Source organism: Nonomuraea sp. B19D2, from assembly GCF_040137845.1.
In the GTDB taxonomy this organism is placed as follows: Bacteria; Actinomycetota; Actinomycetes; order Streptosporangiales; family Streptosporangiaceae; genus Nonomuraea.
This window is the reverse complement of record NZ_JBEFAK010000031.1, coordinates 112050-128901: the sequence shown is the minus strand read 5'-3', so window position 1 is coordinate 128901 and position 16852 is coordinate 112050. Positions and strand designations below refer to the sequence as shown.

Below are 16852 nucleotides of genomic sequence, written 5' to 3'. Positions count from 1 at the left end.
ATGGGATCGCCGAGCGTGAGGAACACGCCTGCCCTCAATGGGCGGGTGTGGACCGGGGGGTGGTCACGGCCGCCGTGACCTCGGATGGGGAGTTCTTCGACCGCCGCCACGCCGGAAGCGACGGTGTCTCCTCCAGACAGCTTCCATGGGTGAGGCAAGGGGCCCGGCAAGACGACCTCGGGTATCTCACGCCCGGCGAAGCGGAACGGTATCTGCGGCTGCAACGCCAACTCGCCCGCACGCAGAAGGGATCGAAGCGGCGCAAGACAGTCGTGGCCGCCATCAGTGAGATCATGCGGCGGGTCCGGTGGCGGCGCGCTGACTTCAACGCCCAAGCCGCGCACCGACTCACCCGCGTGTACGGGCATGTGGTCATCGAAGACCTGAACACCAAGGGCATGAGCGCGGCCGTCAAGCCGAAGCCCGACCCCGACCAGCCGGGCCGGTTCCTCCGCAACGGCGCGGCGGCGAAATCCGGGCTCAACAAGGCGATTCTGGACAAGGGCTGGTATGGCCTGGAAGTCGCCCTCCGCTCCAAGGCCCGCTACACCGGCAGTGTCATCCATAAGATCAACCCTGCGTATACGTCCCAGACGTGCCCGGAACCTGCGTGCGGGAAGGTGGATGAGAAGAGCCGCAAGAGCCAAGCGATCTTCTCCTGCACTTCTTGCGGGCACACCGAGCACGCCGACATCGTCGGGGCGAAGAACATCAAGACCAAAGGACAGGCGGCCGGGCTGGTCGTCTCAGGGCGTGGAGACCCACCCGGGTCCGCGAAACGTCAAGCACCCCGTTCCACAGCACGAGCCGCGCAAGCGGCACGAGCTGCCGCATAGCGGCACGGGAATCCCCGTCCCTAAAAGGCGGAGAGCAGGTCAAAGAACCTCTAGCCGCGCACGTCCGCCAGCCCGTGCAGCCGGCGCAGGGCCTTGCGGGCCGCGGCGGCGACGCGTTCGTCGGGATGGTGGTCGATGAACACCTGCAGCACCTGCCCCGTCCACGGATGGTCGCCGAACGCCAGGATCGCGATCGTGCCCGCCTGCTCCTCCGCGTCCATCCCCATGGCGATCGACTCGATCACCTCTCCCGTCTCGCCCCCGAACTCCAGCAGCGCCGCCGCCATGTCCACCAGCACCCACGCGATCTCGCCCGGCGCGGGCTGCCGGTCCTCGCGTCCCGTCCTGGCGGCGATCACCGCCCCGAGCTTGGGCTCTTCCAGCAGCCCCGACAGCGCCAGGCGGCCTGGCTCCCCGAAGTTTGACGACAGCAGCTCCACGCCGACCGCCCGGCTCAGCGGGCTCACCGTGCCGAGCACCGAGGCGATCTCGGCCGCCGCCGCCTCCGTGTCCCGGTTCTTGAGCCAGCCCGCCAGCTCCTCGCCGCGTTCCGCCTCCGGATAGGAGCGCAGGCCGTGCAGCAGCGCCGCGGCGTCGGCGTCCGCGAGCGACCCCATGACGGGGACGTCCTGCCCGGTGGTCTCCGCGATGACCAGCCGCGCCGCCCACAGGCCGAGCCAGCTCAGCGTGTACGGCTCCGCCTGCCGTACCAGGCCGAGAGCGGTCAGCTCCGCGGGCGCCTGGCCCGGGTGCGGCTCGCGCGACAGGAACATCCTGATGAGCTCCAGCAGCAGCCCCTCGTCGGTGGCCAGCCGTTCGCGGCAGTGGTCCGCCCAGAAGGCCAGCACCTCCGCGTCCGAGCCTTCCGGCTTCAGCTCCTCGGCCAGGGGCGCGGCACGTACGGCCGCCGCGAGCGTGGCCTCCTCGGGCAGCCGGACCGGGGGTTGCAGGGGCAGCGTGTCGTTGTAGGACCTCACGAGCCCATCCTGTCGCGATATTTCCGTTAGAGTGCCACCAGACGCCGAAAAGTCGGAAGAAAGGAGGCGCTGAGATGTTCGGCATGGGTTCGGGCGCTTACTGCGCCATCTACTTCTGCTTCTCGGAGGAAACGTGCTTTTCCGCACCGCGGTCGAGGGAGATCTAGACCGCCTGCTCGGCTGTGTCGTCGACGAGTCCATCAGCTGGGCGCATCCTGACCGGCTGCTCTCGTTCCTGGAGAGCGGCAACTACCGCTACGACCGCATCTGGCTCGCCGTCGCCGACGACGGCGAGATCCTGGCCCGCGCCGTCTGGTGGGGCTTCCCCGACGGCGACAAGCCGCTCGCGCTCGACTGCGTCTACGTCCATCCCTCGGTGGACGACCGCGTGGGACTGGCCGCCGAGCTGCTGCGCCACGGCCACGACGCGTACGGGCAGGCGCCCGAGTACCACGTGTTCGTCGGCAACGGCTGGCGCGACGATCCGAAGGCGGCGGCGGCCGTCGCCTGGCGCTGGGAGGCCGCGGGCCGCGCCGGGCTGACCGAGGAACTGGAACGGCTCCGCTACGAATGGGCGGACGGGCCCGTGCCGGAGCCGTCGGACCGGCTCGTGTTCCGCGGCGATGCGGACGACGAGGTGTTCGTTGCGGCGTTCCGGCGGGTGGCGGCCGGGACGCTCGACTTCCACACGCGGCAGGCCCTGGCCACCATGGATCCCGTGGCGCAGGCCCGCCAGGACGTGCACGACTACAGGTCCATGCCGGGGGACCGGTCGTGGTGGCGGCTGGCGTACGACAAGAGCGGGGACCTCGTCGGGGTCGCCCTGCCGTCGGCCAACAACGGCGGGCCGGTGGTCGGCTACCTCGGCGTGGTGCCCGAGCACCGCGGCCACGGGTACGTCGACGACCTGCTCGCCGAGATCACCCGCTGCCACGCCGAGCGCGGCGTCCAGCGGATCACGGCGGACACGGACGCCGGCAACGTGCCGATGGCCAGGGCGTTCGAACGGGCCGGGTACCGCAACTTCGCCGTCAGGCTCGTCCTGTCGGCGAATCCCGTGAACACGTGATGCGCGCGGGCCGTCGCCCGCGCCAAGATCGATCTCATGACGTGGGACATTGAGAAACTCGACCTCGACGCGTACCTGACCAGGATCGGGTGCGGCGGCCCGCTCGAGCCGACATACGAGACGCTGCGCCAGGTGCACCTGGCGCACGTCCGCTCCATCCCCTTCGAGAACTTCGACGCGCTCCTCGGCCGGGGCGTCGCCCTCGACCTGGGCAGCCTGCAGGACAAACTGGTGACGGGCGGGCGCGGCGGCTGCTGCCACGAGCACAACCTGTTGTTCGCCGCCGCGCTCGAACGCCTCGGCTTCACCCTGACCCGGCACCTGGCCAGGATCCGGCTGGGCCGCTACCACCTTCCCCGCTCGCACAGCACGCTCACGGTCGCCGTGACCGGGTCCGCACCACCAGGTCGTGCAGCGCGTCCGCGGCGGTCGCGCGCTCGGGCAGCGCCGAGCCGTCCCGGGCCCGCTCCAGTTCCCCTGTCATCCGCTCCACGTCCGCCTCCAGCCCGGGCGCGGAAGGCGCCGGACCGTGCTCGGCCGCCCGCTTGGCGGCGACCAGCTCGGGCAGGTACGCGGGCCCGTACTCGTACAGGCGCGTCAGATCGGCCTCCAGCTCGCCGGTGCGCATGAGGTGAGTCCCGGTAGCCAGCACGCGGAAGGTGTAGAGCAGCGGCTTGAGCTCCCCGCTCTTCGCGAACAGCCGCCACTGCGTACGCGCGAACCCCAGGTAGTGGTGGGCGTGATGCCGCGTCAGGCAGCCGGGGGCGAGTGCCACCAGCTCCTCGTGCACCGGCGAGGACGTCACGACCAGCGGCGACAGCAGCTGCTCGAGCACGTAGCCGTTGCGGCCCAGCAGCAACCGGCAGAACTTGGCCAGGTCGTGCGTGACCAGGTCCACCTCCACGCCGTCGCGCGTCCACATCCGCTCCAGCGTCTCCGGCCCGTGCCGCAGCCCCGCCACCTCCTCGACCGGCAGCACGTGCACACCCCGCAGGTCCACGTCCGAGTCCACCGAGGGGAACCCGTACAGGTGCGCGCCGCTCACCGTCGCGAACGCCGGCGGGTACGGCTGCTCGCCGGGGATCTCCGCCAGCCATCCGGGCAGGTTCAAAGGTGCTCCTTCCGCACGCCGATCAGGAATTCCTCCACCCGCTCCCGGTCCGGCCGCTCGGGCAGCACCCCCGGGGTCGCGGCCACCTCGGCGGACAGCTCGGCCCGCCAGGCGTCCACCTCCGCCCACGGCACCTCGCCGCGCCGGATCGCCAGCAGCCGTTCCCGGTGCGGTCCGACCTGGACCAGGGGCTCCCCGTGCCGGACCAGGTGCAGGCCGCTGAGCAGCAGGCGCACCATGTGCATGGCCTGCTTCCACTTGGGCGCGGCCGGGTCGAGGCGGCGGAACTGCGACTCGGCGTACCCGGCGAACGACTGCCGCGCCCGCTCCGACAGGAAGGCCCTGCGCAGGTCGCGCAGCCGCTGCCCGGCTGGCGTGATCACCTCGACCAGGGGGGACCACAGGCACTCCAGCACGGTGGGGTTCGCCTCGAGGGCGAGGACGCAGAAGCGCTCGACCTCCCAGGAGAACTGCTCGGGCAGCGGTCCGTCCCGGTGCGTCGCCGGTTTCTCCAGCCGCCAGAACGCGGCCGTCGGCGCCACGAAGACGCCCCGCCGGTCGGTGTCGGAGGCGTCCGTCTCGAGCCCGTACGCCCGCGACCCCATGACGACGGTAAGGATCATGTCATCGGTCACCCGGATATCTTGCGTGATGGGGGCGGAGGCTGGTGTGATCGAAAAGTGGGCGGTTATGACGAGGCTTACCGGTGGAGCATCGAAGACCCCGGCGCGTTCTGGGCGGAGGCGGCACGCGGCATCGACTGGGACACAGTCCCCGCCACCGTCACCGCGGGCGGCCGGTGGTTCCCCGACGGGCGGCTCAACACCTGTCACAACGCGGTGGACCGGCACGTCGCGGCCGGTCGCGGCGACCAGGCGGCGCTGATCTACGACAGTCCCGTCACCGGCGCCACGGCGACCCTCAGCTACGCCGAGCTGCGCGACCAGGTGGCCAGGACCGCGGGGATGCTCAGGGATCTCGGCGTGGACAAGGGCGACACCGTGGTGATCTACATGCCCATGGTGCCGGAGGCCGTGGTCGCGATGCTGGCCTGCGCCCGGATCGGGGCGGTGCACTCGGTGGTGTTCGGCGGGTTCGCGGCCAGGGAGCTGGCCGTGCGGATCGACCACGCCCAGCCCAAGGTGGTGCTCTCGGCGTCCTGCGGGATCGAGCCGGCCAGGGTGGTGGAGTACAAGCCGCTGCTGGACGCCGCGCTTGAGCAGGCCGCGCACCGGCCCGACCGGTGCGTGATCCTCCAGCGGCCACAGTGCCCGGCCAAGCTCCAGGAGGGACGCGATCTCGACTGGGCGCAGGCGGTACGCGGAGCCGAGCCCGCCGCGTGCGTGAGCGTGGCCGCCACCGACCCGCTCTACATCCTCTACACCTCCGGCACCACCGGCGTGCCCAAGGGCGTCGTGCGCGACAACGGCGGCCACGCCGTCGCGCTGCACTGGAGCATGTCCCACGTGTACGGCGCCGCGCCCGGCGAGGTCTACTGGGCCGCCTCCGACGTGGGCTGGGTGGTCGGCCACTCCTACATCGTGTACGCGCCGCTGCTGGCCGGCTGCACGACCGTGCTGTACGAGGGCAAACCGGTCGGCACCCCCGACCCGGGCGCGTTCTGGCGGGTGGTGGCCACGCACGGGGTCCGGACGCTGTTCACCGCGCCGACCGCGATCCGGGCCATCAAAAAAGAGGACCCATCCGGACTTTTTGCGAAAAAGCATGATTTGTCCGGACTCCGCTACCTCTTCCTGGCCGGCGAGCGCCTCGACCCCGACACCTACCACTGGGCGTCCGACCTGCTCGGCATCCCCGTCATCGACCACTGGTGGCAGACCGAGACCGGCTGGCCCATCGCTGCCAACTGCGTCGGCATCCAACCACTGCCGCTCAGACCCGGCTCGCCCACCAAGCCCGTCCCCGGCTGGGACGTACGCATCCTCGACCCCGACGGCAACGAGTGCCCGCCCGGCGTGGACGGCGCCGTCACCGTCAAGCTGCCGCTGCCGCCCGGCGCCCTGCCCACCCTCTACCGCGACAAGGCCCGCTTCGCCCGCTCCTACCTGGAGCGCCACCCGGGCCACTACCTCACGGGCGATGGCGGCCACGTGGACGCCGACGGCTACCTCTACGTCATGGGCCGCATCGACGACGTGATCAACGTCGCCGGCCACCGCCTGTCGACCGGCTCGATGGAGGAGGTCATCGCCGCACACCCCGACGTGGCCGAGTGCGCCGTGATCGGCGTGGCCGACGAGCTGAAGGGCCAGCTCCCCGTGGGGTTCGTGGTGCTCAAGGCAGGGGCGGAACGCGACCCGGCAGAGCTGGAGCGCGAGCTGACCGCCCTCGTGCGCGAGCGCATCGGCCCCGTCGCCGCCTTCCGCCGCGCCGTCGTGGTGGCCCGCCTGCCGAAGACGCGATCGGGCAAGATCCTGCGCGCCACGATGCGGGACATCGCCGACGGCAACCCGTACAACACGCCGTCCACCATCGAGGACCCGGCTGCGCTGCCGGAGATCGAGAAGGCCGTGAAGCGAACATGACGGGCCGGTAACTTCCGCCGAAAAACCCGCCCGTACGGCGCATGATGGGACATCCCAGTCCCCGGGAGAAGGCACATGATCGAGTCCCCGAGCTACGCCGACGCCCTGAGGATCCTCGGCTGCAAGGACGCCAGGCTCGTCAAGGTGATCGGGTTCGCCTCGGCGGCGGCGCGCACCGGCTGGGCGCTGGCCGGCGCGGGCCAGCTGGTCACCGGCTTAGCCGACATGCGCAACAGCGTCGTCCTGTACGGCAAGGACGTCGTACGCCGCATGCCCGAGCTGAGGAGCGGCGTCGACCGGTTCACCCGCACGCAGCGGCTGGCCGCCGCGCACGCCGTGATCGTCGTCTCCGCGTACTTCGAGGCGCTCGGCGAGGCGAAGCTGCCGTTCACGCTCGACAAGCTGGACCGCGGCGACAAGATCTCCCACGGGGTGCCGACGCCCGAGCGGTTCGCCAGGCTGGTGGCGAGCCTGCTGCTGGAGCGGCTGCCCACGCCCGAGCCGCACGTGCCGTACGCCGAGACCCGGCTGGCCGTGGAACGTGCCTACCTGCGCATGTCCGAGGCCATGGCCGGATACGTGGGCGGCCTGGCCGTCTGGGACGAGCTGCCGGTCGACGACCAGCTCCTGCTGCCCCGCATGCTCGCCGAGGGCCCGCCCGCGCACGCGCTGCGCATCTACGACGAGGACTACCGGTCGCTGGCGCTCGACAGCCACGAGTTCGGGGTGCGCAGCCTCGTCACGGAGAAGCCGCCGCCCGCCACGGCGCTGTCGCGGGTGGCCTGGCTGCTGGCCGAGCTGGCCCCGCCGCGGGTCGGCGACCGCCCCATGATCCACCTGGCCAGGATGGCCGCCAACCTGCTCGACCAGCCGCTGCTGCCGGCCGGCAAGCTCCCCGAGGACGTCTCGCTCCCGCTGCTCGGCGAGGGCTACCTCAGCCCCCGCTTCCGGGTGGCCGAGCTGACCCGCGAGGCCGCGCCCGCGCTGCTGAGCTGGTGGGACGACCGGCGGCTGCTGGCCGACACCGAGGCGTTCCTGGTCGGCCACCTGACCTCGCTGCGCGCCACCCAGGCGCCGCTGCTCGTGCTGGGCGAGCCGGGCTCGGGCAAGACCAAGCTGACCGAGGTGCTCGCGGCGCGGCTGGCCAGGTCGGAGTTCCTGCCCATCAGGGTGGAGCTGGGCAGCGTGCCCGCGCGGGCGGGCGTCACCGAGCAGATCGAGCAGGCCCTCGCGACCGTGCTGGGGGAGGAGGTGGGGTACGCCGAGCTGGTGGCGGCCGCGGACGGGGCCATGCCGGTGATCCTCCTCGACGGCTTCGACGAGCTGGTGCAGGGCGGCGTCAACCGCTACGACTACCTCGAACAGGTGCAGGAGTTCCAGGACAGCGAGGCGGAGCACGGTCGCCCGGTGGCCGTGATCGTGACCAGCCGCACGGTGGTCGCCGACCGGATCAGGCTCCCCGAGGGGCTGCTGGGGCTGCAGCTCCAGCCGTTCGACGACGACCAGGTGCGGCAGTGGCTGAAGATCTGGGACCAGGCCAACCGCGCCCGGCTCGCCCGCCGCGACCTGAAGCCCCTGCCCGCCGAAGCGGCGCTGGTCCACGGCGAGATGGCCAGGCAGCCGCTGCTCCTGCTGCTGCTCGCCCTCTACGACGCGGGCGGCAACGCGCTGCAGCACGACCACGGCCCGCTCGGCCGCGCCCGCCTGTACGAGGTGCTGCTGCGGGACTACACCGAACGCGAGACCGGCGGCGTCCGGCGGGTGGCCATCGACCAGGAGCTGGTCCTGCTCGGCGCGGTCGCGCTGGCCATGCTCGCCCGCGGCCGCCAGGTCATCACCGATGAGGCGCTCGAGCGGGACCTGCCCGCCCTGTGCCAGGGTGGCGAGGACGAGCCGGACGAGGAGGGCCGGATCGACTGGGCGCGCAAGGCCACCGAACGGTTCTTCTTCGTACGCAGGAACGGCCCCAGGAACGGTTACGCCTTCCTGCACGCCACGTTCGCGGAGTTCCTGGTGGCCTGGCTGGCCATGTACGCGCTGCGCGACCTCGACAGGAGGCGCCGCCTGGCCGGCGACGAGCCGCTCGCGCTGGTCCAGGCCGTGGACGACGACCTGCTGTACGCGGTCACGTCCCACTCCTGTCTGGCCGAGCGCGGGGCGACCGTCGGGTTCACCCTGGAGCTGCTGGACGAGGTCCCCTCCGCCGTCCGGGCACGCTGCGTGGAGCTGCTGGCCGGGCTGCTGCGCCGGTCGCTGCACGAGCGGCCGCGCCGCCACTTCACCGGGTTCAGGCCGGTACGCCACACGCTGACCCGCCGCCTGGCCGCGTACTCCGCCAACCTGACCCTGCTGATCGTCTGCGCGTCGGAGGAGCCGGTCCGCGTCTCGTCGATCCTGTCCGGCCCCGACCACCTGGAGCAGTGGTCCTCGCTCAGCCACCTGTGGAAGGGGCAGCTCGGGCAGGAAGGCTGGACCGGGCTGGTCACCGCCCTGTCGGCGCAGCGCGTGGTCGAGGACGGCAAGGAGGACGTCGTGCTCGGAGCGGCGGAGGCCGGCGGCATGGGCGACGTCGTCGTCGCGGTCGCCACCGGCCACACGCCCCGCCACCGGCGGCTGCTCGACCTGCTGGTGCGCTCCCTGGGGGAGGGCCGCTTCCTGCCGTACCGGGACCGCCTGGCGATCCTGGACGAGCTGGTGCGGACGGTGGCCGTGCGCTCGCCCGCCATGCACCGGGCGCTCGGGGCGCTGTGGGCGGAGGACGGAGCCGACCACGCGGAGCTGCGGCCGCTCCTGCGGGCCATGCTCGCCGACCCGGCCGACCGGATGGGCACGTGGGAGCAGCTCGTCAAGGCGGGCATCCCGGAGACGGCGCTCTGGGAGATCCAGGGCCTGGACTGACCGGGTTGGCGCTCTGGGAGATCCGGGGCCTGGACTGACCCGTCAGGCGGTCTCGGAGTGGACGGGCAGCTCGACGGTGATCGTCAGCCCGCCCTCGTCCCTGGGCGTGGCCGTGACCGTGCCGTCGTGCGCCTCGGTGATCACCCGTACGATCGACAGCCCCAGACCGCTGCCGCGGTCGGACCGCAGCCGGTCGCCGTGCAGCCGCCGGAACTGCTCGAAGACCACCGCTACGTCCTGCCCGCGATCCCGGTCGCCTGCGTGGCGGCGGCGCTGAGCGTGCACCGGCTTCATCGCCGGCCGCTTATCCCGGTGGCTACGATCATGTTGCGCGGCGGAGCGCGCCGGCGAGCGCGCCCCACGCGTCCAAGGGGGCGGGGGCGGCCGCTGCGGTGCTGGTGGAGGCCATTGTGACGGGCCTGGTTGAGGTGCCTGCCGTCGTGAAAGTGCCGCCTGAGCGCGCCCTGTGGTTCCTCGGCATGACCTTTCCGAGGCTGACATGTCGGCGGATTGTTACGTAATATCCGAACATCACGAGCGTTGGGGGCGCCAGGGTGCCAGGACAGAGCGTGGGTGTGGTCGTCGATCCCGGAGTGCCTCCGGAAGTTGCCGGACTGCTGCGTGCCAACGCCCCGCTGCTGTCCAGAGTCAGGGCCGGATGGGTGCCTCCCGCCGAGGTGCCGCCGCCCAAGCGCAGGAGCCCGTCCAGCGCGCTGCTCCTGGCCACCACCCCCGTCGTGATCGCCCTCATGGCCGTCCTGCTGGCCTCGCCGATCAGGCCGGCCGGTTTCGTGCTGCTCGGCACGTACGTCTTCATCGTCCTCGTCAAGATCGCCTCCATGAGCGAGGTGCCGGAGGACAATCGGCCGCACGAGCGCGGCGTGTACGAGCAGGCCCGCTGGTACGACGGCCGCTACCTGCTCCCGGAGGACTTCGACCAGGAGGCCAGGACTGTCCTGGTCAGGGCGCAGCGCGCCATCGGGTCCGTGCTGCGCTCCCACGTCAACGCCGAGGGACTGCTCGACGACGCCCGCAACGCCCTGATGCTGCCGGCGCAGGAGTGGGAGATCGCCCGCCTGCTCGCCAAGCTCTCGGCGCTGCGCCTGGAGCACCGGGAGCTGCTGGCCAGAGGCATCGCGCCCGAGGTCGCGGCGGTGATCGAGCCGCTCGAGCGCGCGCTGGTCAACAGCGAGGCCGCCGTGGTCGCCCGGGTGGAGGCACTTGAACGTTACGCCGCCCACGTCGCCGACGCCGAGCGCGCCTACCACGCCCGCAGCCAGATCGAGGAACTGCGCGCCCGGCTGCCGCGCTACGAGGAACTGCTGGCGGAGTCGGGCGCCGACTCGCTCGCCGTGCCCGAGATCGAGCGGCTGGCCGAGGACGCCGACGTGCTGGAACGCACGTTACGGCGCAGCGTCCAGTCCGCCCACGAGGCGTTCCGCTATCTCGAAGGCTGACGCTTGGACAGGACGGCTCATAGGATCGATAACGTGCCCGGACGTCATGCGAAGGTGATAGTCGATCCGGCGGTGCCCGACGATGTCGCGGCCCTCTTACGTGACAACCGCAAGCTCCTGGTACGCATCCACGCCGGCTGGGTGCCCGCGCACAGACGCCACCGCCCCCTCGCCGGCCTCGTGACCCGGCTCGCCGTCACTGTGACGGCCGCGGTGGCGGCCGTCTGCGGCCTGGCCCTCTTCGTCGCCGAACGCTACACCCCCTTCGTCGTGATCATGACGGGCGCGGCCCTCCTGATCGTCAGCGTCCTGCTCAGGCCCATGCCCGACGCCGAGGTGGAGCGCACGCACGCGCTGGAGCGCGACGTCTACGACGGCGCACGCAGGTACGAGGGCCGCTACGTCCTCCGCGAGCAGCTCGACGAGCCCGCCAGGACCCTCATGACCCGCGCCCAGACGGCCATCGACCAGGTCATGCACTCCAGCGTCAACGCGGAGGGCCTGCTCGACGGCGTGCGCAACGCCGTGATGCTGCCCGCCCAGGAATGGGAGATCGCCCGGCTCCTGGCCAAGCTGTCGGAGCTGCGGGCCGAGCACCAGGAGGTCGTCTCGGAAGGCGTCACCCCCGAGGTGGCCGCCGTGGCCGAACCCCTCGCCCAGGCGCTCGACAGCAGCCAGCAGGCGGTGCTGGCCCGGGTCGAGGCGCTGGAACGTTACGCCGGCCACGTCGCCGACGCCGAGCGCGCCTTCCGCGCCCGCCACCAGATCGAGCGCCTCAGCGCCAAGCTGCCCCGCTACGAGGAGCTCCTCGCCGAGTCGGGCGCCGACGGGTCGGCCGTGCCCGAGCTGAGCAAACTGTCCGACGACGCCGATCGCCTTGAGCAGGCGCTACGCGACAGCGTCAGCTCCGCGCATGAAGCTTTTCGTCACCTTAGGAGGTGACTTCCCTTAGGATCCGGATTCGTGGCGGATATGGTGATAGACCCCGAGGTGCCGCCGGACGACGCGCAGCTGCTCAGGGAGAGCCGCCAGGTGCTGGCCAAGATGCGCCAGGGCTGGGCCCCCGCGCCGAAGCGGGCCATGTCGAGCAAGCACTACCGCATGATGGCGGTTATCGGACCGGTGGTGTTCGTCGGAGGGCTGGCCGCCGTCGGATTGCTGGGCCGAGGCATCGGAATATTGTTCGTGCTGCTCGGGCTCCCCATGATCATCGCGCTGTTCGTCCTCGCCGACCTGCCGGGGGACGAGCAGGAGGAGTACGAGCGCGAGGTCTACGAGCAGCTGCGCTGGTACGAGGGGCGCTACGTGCTCACCGACGACCTCGACGAGTCCTCCGCCCGCCTGCTCGCCCGCGCCCAGCGCGCCATCGCCGCCGTCACCGAGTCCCGGGTCAACGCCGAGGGCCTGCTCGACGACGTACGCAACGCCGTGATGCTGCCCGCGCAGGAGTGGGAGATCGCCCGGCTGCTGGCCAAGCTCTCCGCGCTGCGTGCCAAGCACAGGGAGACCGTGTCGAAGGGGGTCACGCCCGAGGTGGAGGCCGTGGCCGAGCCCCTCGCGCGGGCGCTCGACAGCAGCGAGGAGGCCGTGCTGGCCCGAGTGGAGGCGGTGGAACGTTACGCCTCCAACGTGGCCGACGCCGAGCGGGCCTACCTGGCGCACCACCAGATCGAGGAGCTGCGGGGACGGGTGCACCAGTATGAGGAGCTGGTGGCCGAGACGGGGGCCGACGGGTTCGCGGTGCCGGAGCTGGAGCGCCTGGCGCAGGACGCGGACCGGCTCGAGCAGGCGCTGAGGCGCAGCGTCCACTCCGCCCACGAGGCCTTCCGTCACCGCGACCCTTCGTAGCCCCTCACTCGTCGTCCAGCAGGTCGTACAGGTCCAGGCCGACCTGCTCGGGGAGCAGGGTGGTTGATTCGGGCATCAAGGGCTGTTCGGTCCAGATGCATTTGCCGGTGGCGGTGAAGCGGGTGCCCCAGCGACGGGAGATCGCGGCGACCAGCTGGAGCCCGCGCCCGCCCTCGTCGGTGTCGGCGGCGCGGCGGATGCGGGGTGTGGTGGGGCTGCCGTCGGAGACTTCGCAGGTGAGCACGTTGCTGCGCAGGAGGCGCAGGTGGATGGGGCCCTTGGCGTGGCGGACGACGTTGCCGACCAGTTCGCTGGCCAGCAGTTCGGTGGTCATCGACAGGTCGTCCAGGTCCCAGTCGTGGAGCTGGGCGCGGACGTGCTCGCGGGCCTCGCCCGCGGCCCGGGGATGATCGGGCAGTGGCCAGCAGGCCATGTCCTCGCTCGGCAGCGCGTGGGTGCGGACGACCAGCAGCGCGGCGTCGTCGGTCGTCCGCTGCCTGCTGGGCAGCAGGGCGGCGGTGAGGTGGTCGCACAGGGATTCGAGGCATTCGGCGCAGTGGAGCCCCGTCGCGTCCGGCTGTGCGGCGTGATCCCGGTGTCCGGCCAGAGCTCCGGAGGTCGTGCCGCGCAGCGCCCTGGCGAGCTCGGCCATGCCCTGGTCGATGTCCATGGTGGCGGATTCGACCAGTCCGTCGGTGTAGAGCACCAGCAGACTGCCTTCGGGCAGTTCCAGCTCCACGGTGTCGAAGGGCGGGGTGGCGGCGCCGAGGGGTGAGTTGGGGTCGGCGTCGGGGAAGTGGACGGTGCGGTCGGGGTGGACGACGGCGGGTGGGGGATGGCCGGCGCGGGCCAGGGCGCAGGAGCGGTTGGTGGCGTCGTAGACCAGGTACAGGCAGGTGGCGTAGAAGTCGTCGCCGAGCTCGCTGACCAGGTCGTTGAGGTGGGAGAGCAGCTCGTCGGGGGACAGCTCCAGGTCGGCCAGGGTGCGGACCGCGGTGCGCAGGCGGGCCATGGTGACCGCCTCGGCCACGCCGTGCCCCATGACGTCGCCGATGACGATGGCGACCCGGTCCGCCGACAGCGGGATGACGTCGTACCAGTCGCCGCCGACCTCTATGTCCTTGCTCGCGGGAAGGTAGCGCGCCGCGGGCGTGACGGCGGGCAGACTGGGCAGCTCGCGCGGGAGCAGCTCGCGCTGCAGCTCCCGGGCCCGCGTGTGCTCCCTGTCGTACAGGCGCGCGCGTTCCATGGCCTGGGCGATCAGCCCGCTGAGCGTGGTGAGCAGGTTGCGCTCCACGCCGGTGAACTGGTGCCGGTCGGTGAAGGAGACGACGCAGCTGCCCACCGGGCGTCCCGAGGCGATCAGCGGGAGGAAGGCCCACGCCTGCTTGCCGCCCGTCGCCGGGATGTCGGCCGTCGCGGGGTAGCGCTCGATGTACTCCTCGGACGAGCTGATGAACGTCGGGGTGCGCTCCCGAAGGACCCCTGTCATCGGGAGCCCCCAGGAGGCCGGCATGCGGGATATCCGGTCGACGAACTCCTTGGGGTACCCGGTGAACCCGACCGGACGCAGGCGGTCGCCCTCCAGGAAGGAGAGCATCAGTCCGGAGGCGCCGAACGACGGCAGAATGTGATCGGCGGAGGCGGCCACGACGTCGCGTACGGTGACCGCCTCGGCCAGCGCACCGGCCAGCCGCCTGATATGGGAGGCCCGCTCCGCGGAAGCGCTCTCGGCGTTACGCGCCTGCGGTTCGATGATCGCCTCGAGGACGTCATGGGTTCTGGAGACGTCCCACAGTGTGCCGACCATGCGTGCCGGTTCGCCGTTGTCGTCGAGCATCATTTGGCCGCGGACCCGTACCCAGCCGATCGTCCCGTCCGGGTGGCACACCCGGTACTCGGTGCTGTGCATCCTCCCGGTGTAGATCGCCTCATCCATGTCGGACAGCACCCAGGGCAGATCGTCGGGGTGGATGGTGCCCATCCAGGTGTCGATCCGGCCGTCGACGGTGTCCGGATCGAGGCCGAGCACCGTGGGCATCGCGTCGTTCCAGATGATGTCACCGGTCCGGATGTCCCAGTCCCACGTGCCGACCGCCTGCAGGGGGTCCTGCGGGCCTGTGGGCTGTTCCGCCCACCCCGTGAGGGCCGGATCGGGCGGCGGCGCCGTGGACCTGCCCAGGCGCTCGCCGGCCCACCGGCCCAGGGTGTCGAGAAAGGCCCGATGCCCCGCCGACGGCTTGCGCGAGGAGACCGTCACGACCGACAGCGCCCCGACCGGCCCGCCGCTGCCGAGCAGCGGGACGGCCGCAATCGCCGTACCGGCCGGCCAGGATCCGGCTTCGGCCCCGTCCGGCGGTCCGTTCGCCGTCGCGCCATGTTCGGGCATCCCGTGGCCGATGCCCGCCAGAGAGGCCTGTACGAACGCACCGTCCCGGAAAGCGCGCGCCGGGGCGAGCGGGCCGTTGCCGTCAACGCGCTCCCACGCCTGGGTGAAGGCCGGAGGGAGCCCGCTGGTCACCGCCAGGCGCAGCCCGCCGCCGAAGCCGGGACTGCCAAGGTGCACCATGCCGCCCAGGCCGGCCAGTTCGGCGACTGCCTGCTGGATCGCGAACCGCAGGAGCTCGATGCCCCGCAGATCGTCACCGGCCAGCGCCAGGAGCCGTTCCCGCTTCTCGGAAACGTGGTCCGCCCCCCTGATCCGCAGACCTGGCGCACGCCGTTCGCCCATCCCCACCCCCTGCCCTTCACCTCGTCACCAAGGTCTCCTTCAGGGTTGAGCACGATCCTGCGGAGCCCGGGTCCTGGCACGCGTCTGCGGCCCCGACCCGGAAGGAATCTGGATATTTAAGGAGATACACCAGTATAACTACCCAAACGCGCACTTCATCGCTCCTCTAGCGCGACCGCAATCCGCGCACGCGCGTGCAGATCCCGCGGCCCAAGGACCTCGAGCGCGGTGGGGAGGCGGGGCCGTCAGACGGGGCGGGCGGTCTCCAGGAGGAGGTCGCACAGCGCGTCGGCCGCGTCCACGCGGCCCAGCTTGGCCGCCGCCTGGCCCATCGTCTGGCGCAGCTCCGGGTCGGCGAGCAGCGGCATCAGCTCGGACAGCAGCTGCTCGGCAGAGGGACGCGGCTCCAGCAGGGCCCGCGCCGCCCCCGCCGAGACCAGGTACGCGGCGTTCTTGCGCTGCTCGTCACCACCGGTCGGGATCAGCGGAATGAGCACGGCGGGCTTGCCGATGGCCGTCAGCTCGGACACCGTCCCGGCCCCGCTGCGGGCGATCACCACGTCGGCCGCGGCGAACAGGTCGGCCAGCTCCCCGCCCACATAAGGCACCGGATGGTAGCGCTCGGCCAGGTCGGCGGGCAGCTCCACGGCCCGCATCTGGTCGATCCACGCGGGCCCGCACTGGTGCACGATCTGCGCGTGCGCCAGCAGCCGCGGGAGAACCTCCGCGATCAAGGTGTTGATCTGCTTGCTGCCCTGCGCGCCGCCCGTCACGTAGATCAGCGGCACCTCGAACGTCAGCCCGAACAGGTCGTACGCCGCCGCCCTGTTGCCCTGCAGCAGCTCCGGCCTGATCGGGTTGCCCGTCACCACGGCCTTCGACCGCGCGGAGGCCGGCAAGTATTCCAGCGACGACTCGTGCGACAGCGCGATCCTGGTCGCCAGCCTGGCCAGGATCCGGTTGGCCAGGCCGACCACGGTGGTCTGCTCGTGCATCACCAGAGGCCGGCGGATCAGCTTGGCCGCCACCCCGATGGGCACTGCCACGTACCCCCCGGTCGACAGCACCACATCGGGCAGGTAGCGGGCCGCGTGCCCCACCGCCTGCAGCACCCCGATCGGGATGCGGAACACGTCGGCGATGTTGGTGCCCAGCTCCTTGAGATTCGGGCGGCGCCGCAGCTTTCCCGTCGTGATCGCCTTGAACGGGATGCCGTGCTCGGCCGTGATCCGCGCCTCCAGGCCGTTGGCCGTGCCCACCCAGAGCACGTCGTGCGGCACCTGACGTCGCTGAACGGCCGCCAGAGTGGTCAGAGCCGGATAGGTGTGACCACCGGTGCCGCCGCCAGTGATCAACAGTCGCAGGGTTCGTGACATGCG

General features: G+C 71.5%; 13 protein-coding genes and 1 pseudogene. 8 read left to right on the top strand and 6 right to left on the bottom strand.

All coding sequences use genetic code 11. From position 1 onward, the window contains the following. Positions 1–59 precede the first annotated feature (59 nt). Positions 60–836 (top strand): RNA-guided endonuclease InsQ/TnpB family protein, encoded by a 777-nt coding sequence (locus ABN273_RS40680; protein WP_349454678.1) that lies wholly within the window; start codon positions 60–62, stop codon positions 834–836. Positions 837–886: 50 nt separating this feature from the next. On the opposite strand, the gene ABN273_RS40675 is transcribed toward ABN273_RS40680, so the two are convergent. After that, positions 887–1813: a hypothetical protein gene (locus ABN273_RS40675; RefSeq protein WP_349454677.1), complete on the bottom strand. Its 927-nt coding sequence runs from the start codon at positions 1811–1813 to the stop codon at positions 887–889. A 133-nt stretch (positions 1814–1946) separates the two neighbouring features. Here ABN273_RS40675 and ABN273_RS40670 point away from each other — a divergent pair, with 133 nt between their 5' ends. Then, positions 1947–2882, top strand: a complete 936-nt coding sequence (locus tag ABN273_RS40670; protein ID WP_349454676.1) for a GNAT family N-acetyltransferase — start codon at positions 1947–1949, stop codon at positions 2880–2882. A gap of 36 nt (positions 2883–2918) precedes the next feature. Then, a pseudogene (locus ABN273_RS40665) lies at positions 2919–3218 on the top strand (arylamine N-acetyltransferase family protein); the annotation flags it as partial. Positions 3219–3255: 37 nt separating this feature from the next. Here ABN273_RS40665 and ABN273_RS40660 read toward each other — a convergent pair. Together ABN273_RS40660 and ABN273_RS40655 are read right to left on the bottom strand one after the other, a co-directional pair. Then, positions 3256–3993, bottom strand: a complete 738-nt coding sequence (locus ABN273_RS40660; RefSeq protein WP_349454675.1) for a nucleotidyltransferase domain-containing protein — start codon at positions 3991–3993, stop codon at positions 3256–3258. After that, positions 3990–4628 (bottom strand): nucleotidyltransferase domain-containing protein, encoded by a 639-nt coding sequence (locus ABN273_RS40655; RefSeq protein ID WP_349454674.1) that lies wholly within the window; start codon positions 4626–4628, stop codon positions 3990–3992. Before ABN273_RS40655 ends, ABN273_RS40660 begins: the two co-directional genes overlap by 4 nt. Positions 4629–4673: 45 nt before the next feature. Between ABN273_RS40655 and ABN273_RS40650 the strand changes: the two genes are divergently transcribed. Next, positions 4674–6539 (top strand): propionyl-CoA synthetase, encoded by a 1866-nt coding sequence (locus tag ABN273_RS40650; RefSeq protein ID WP_349454673.1) that lies wholly within the window; start codon positions 4674–4676, stop codon positions 6537–6539. A gap of 75 nt (positions 6540–6614) precedes the next feature. Beyond that, entirely contained in the window at positions 6615–9437 is a 2823-nt protein-coding gene (locus ABN273_RS40645; RefSeq protein ID WP_349454671.1) for an NACHT domain-containing protein, read from the top strand. 42 nt (positions 9438–9479) lie between these two features. Here the strand turns inward: ABN273_RS40645 and ABN273_RS40640 are convergent, their stop codons facing one another. Next, positions 9480–9731, bottom strand: a complete 252-nt coding sequence (locus ABN273_RS40640) for an ATP-binding protein (protein ID WP_349454670.1) — start codon at positions 9729–9731, stop codon at positions 9480–9482. Between the two features lie 275 nt (positions 9732–10006). Between ABN273_RS40640 and ABN273_RS40635 the strand changes: the two genes are divergently transcribed. From ABN273_RS40635 to ABN273_RS40625, 3 genes are read left to right on the top strand one after another with little or no spacing between them, the layout of a single operon-like run. Beyond that, the gene (locus ABN273_RS40635) at positions 10007–10894 is read left to right on the top strand and encodes a hypothetical protein (RefSeq protein WP_349454669.1); all 888 of its coding nucleotides are present in this window, start codon (positions 10007–10009) and stop codon (positions 10892–10894) included. 33 nt (positions 10895–10927) lie between these two features. Beyond that, positions 10928–11836, top strand: coding sequence for a hypothetical protein (locus ABN273_RS40630; protein ID WP_349454668.1), 909 nt, complete (start codon positions 10928–10930; stop codon positions 11834–11836). A gap of 30 nt (positions 11837–11866) precedes the next feature. Continuing rightward, a complete protein-coding gene (locus tag ABN273_RS40625) occupies positions 11867–12742 on the top strand; it encodes an MHYT domain-containing protein (protein ID WP_349454684.1) in 876 nt (291 codons plus the stop codon). Between the two features lie 4 nt (positions 12743–12746). Here the strand turns inward: ABN273_RS40625 and ABN273_RS40620 are convergent, their stop codons facing one another. After that, entirely contained in the window at positions 12747–15473 is a 2727-nt protein-coding gene (locus tag ABN273_RS40620) for a SpoIIE family protein phosphatase (protein ID WP_349454667.1), read from the bottom strand. A 245-nt stretch (positions 15474–15718) separates the two neighbouring features. Beyond that, positions 15719–16849, bottom strand: a complete 1131-nt coding sequence (murG, locus tag ABN273_RS40615) for an undecaprenyldiphospho-muramoylpentapeptide beta-N-acetylglucosaminyltransferase (protein ID WP_349454666.1) — start codon at positions 16847–16849, stop codon at positions 15719–15721. Positions 16850–16852 lie beyond the last annotated feature (3 nt).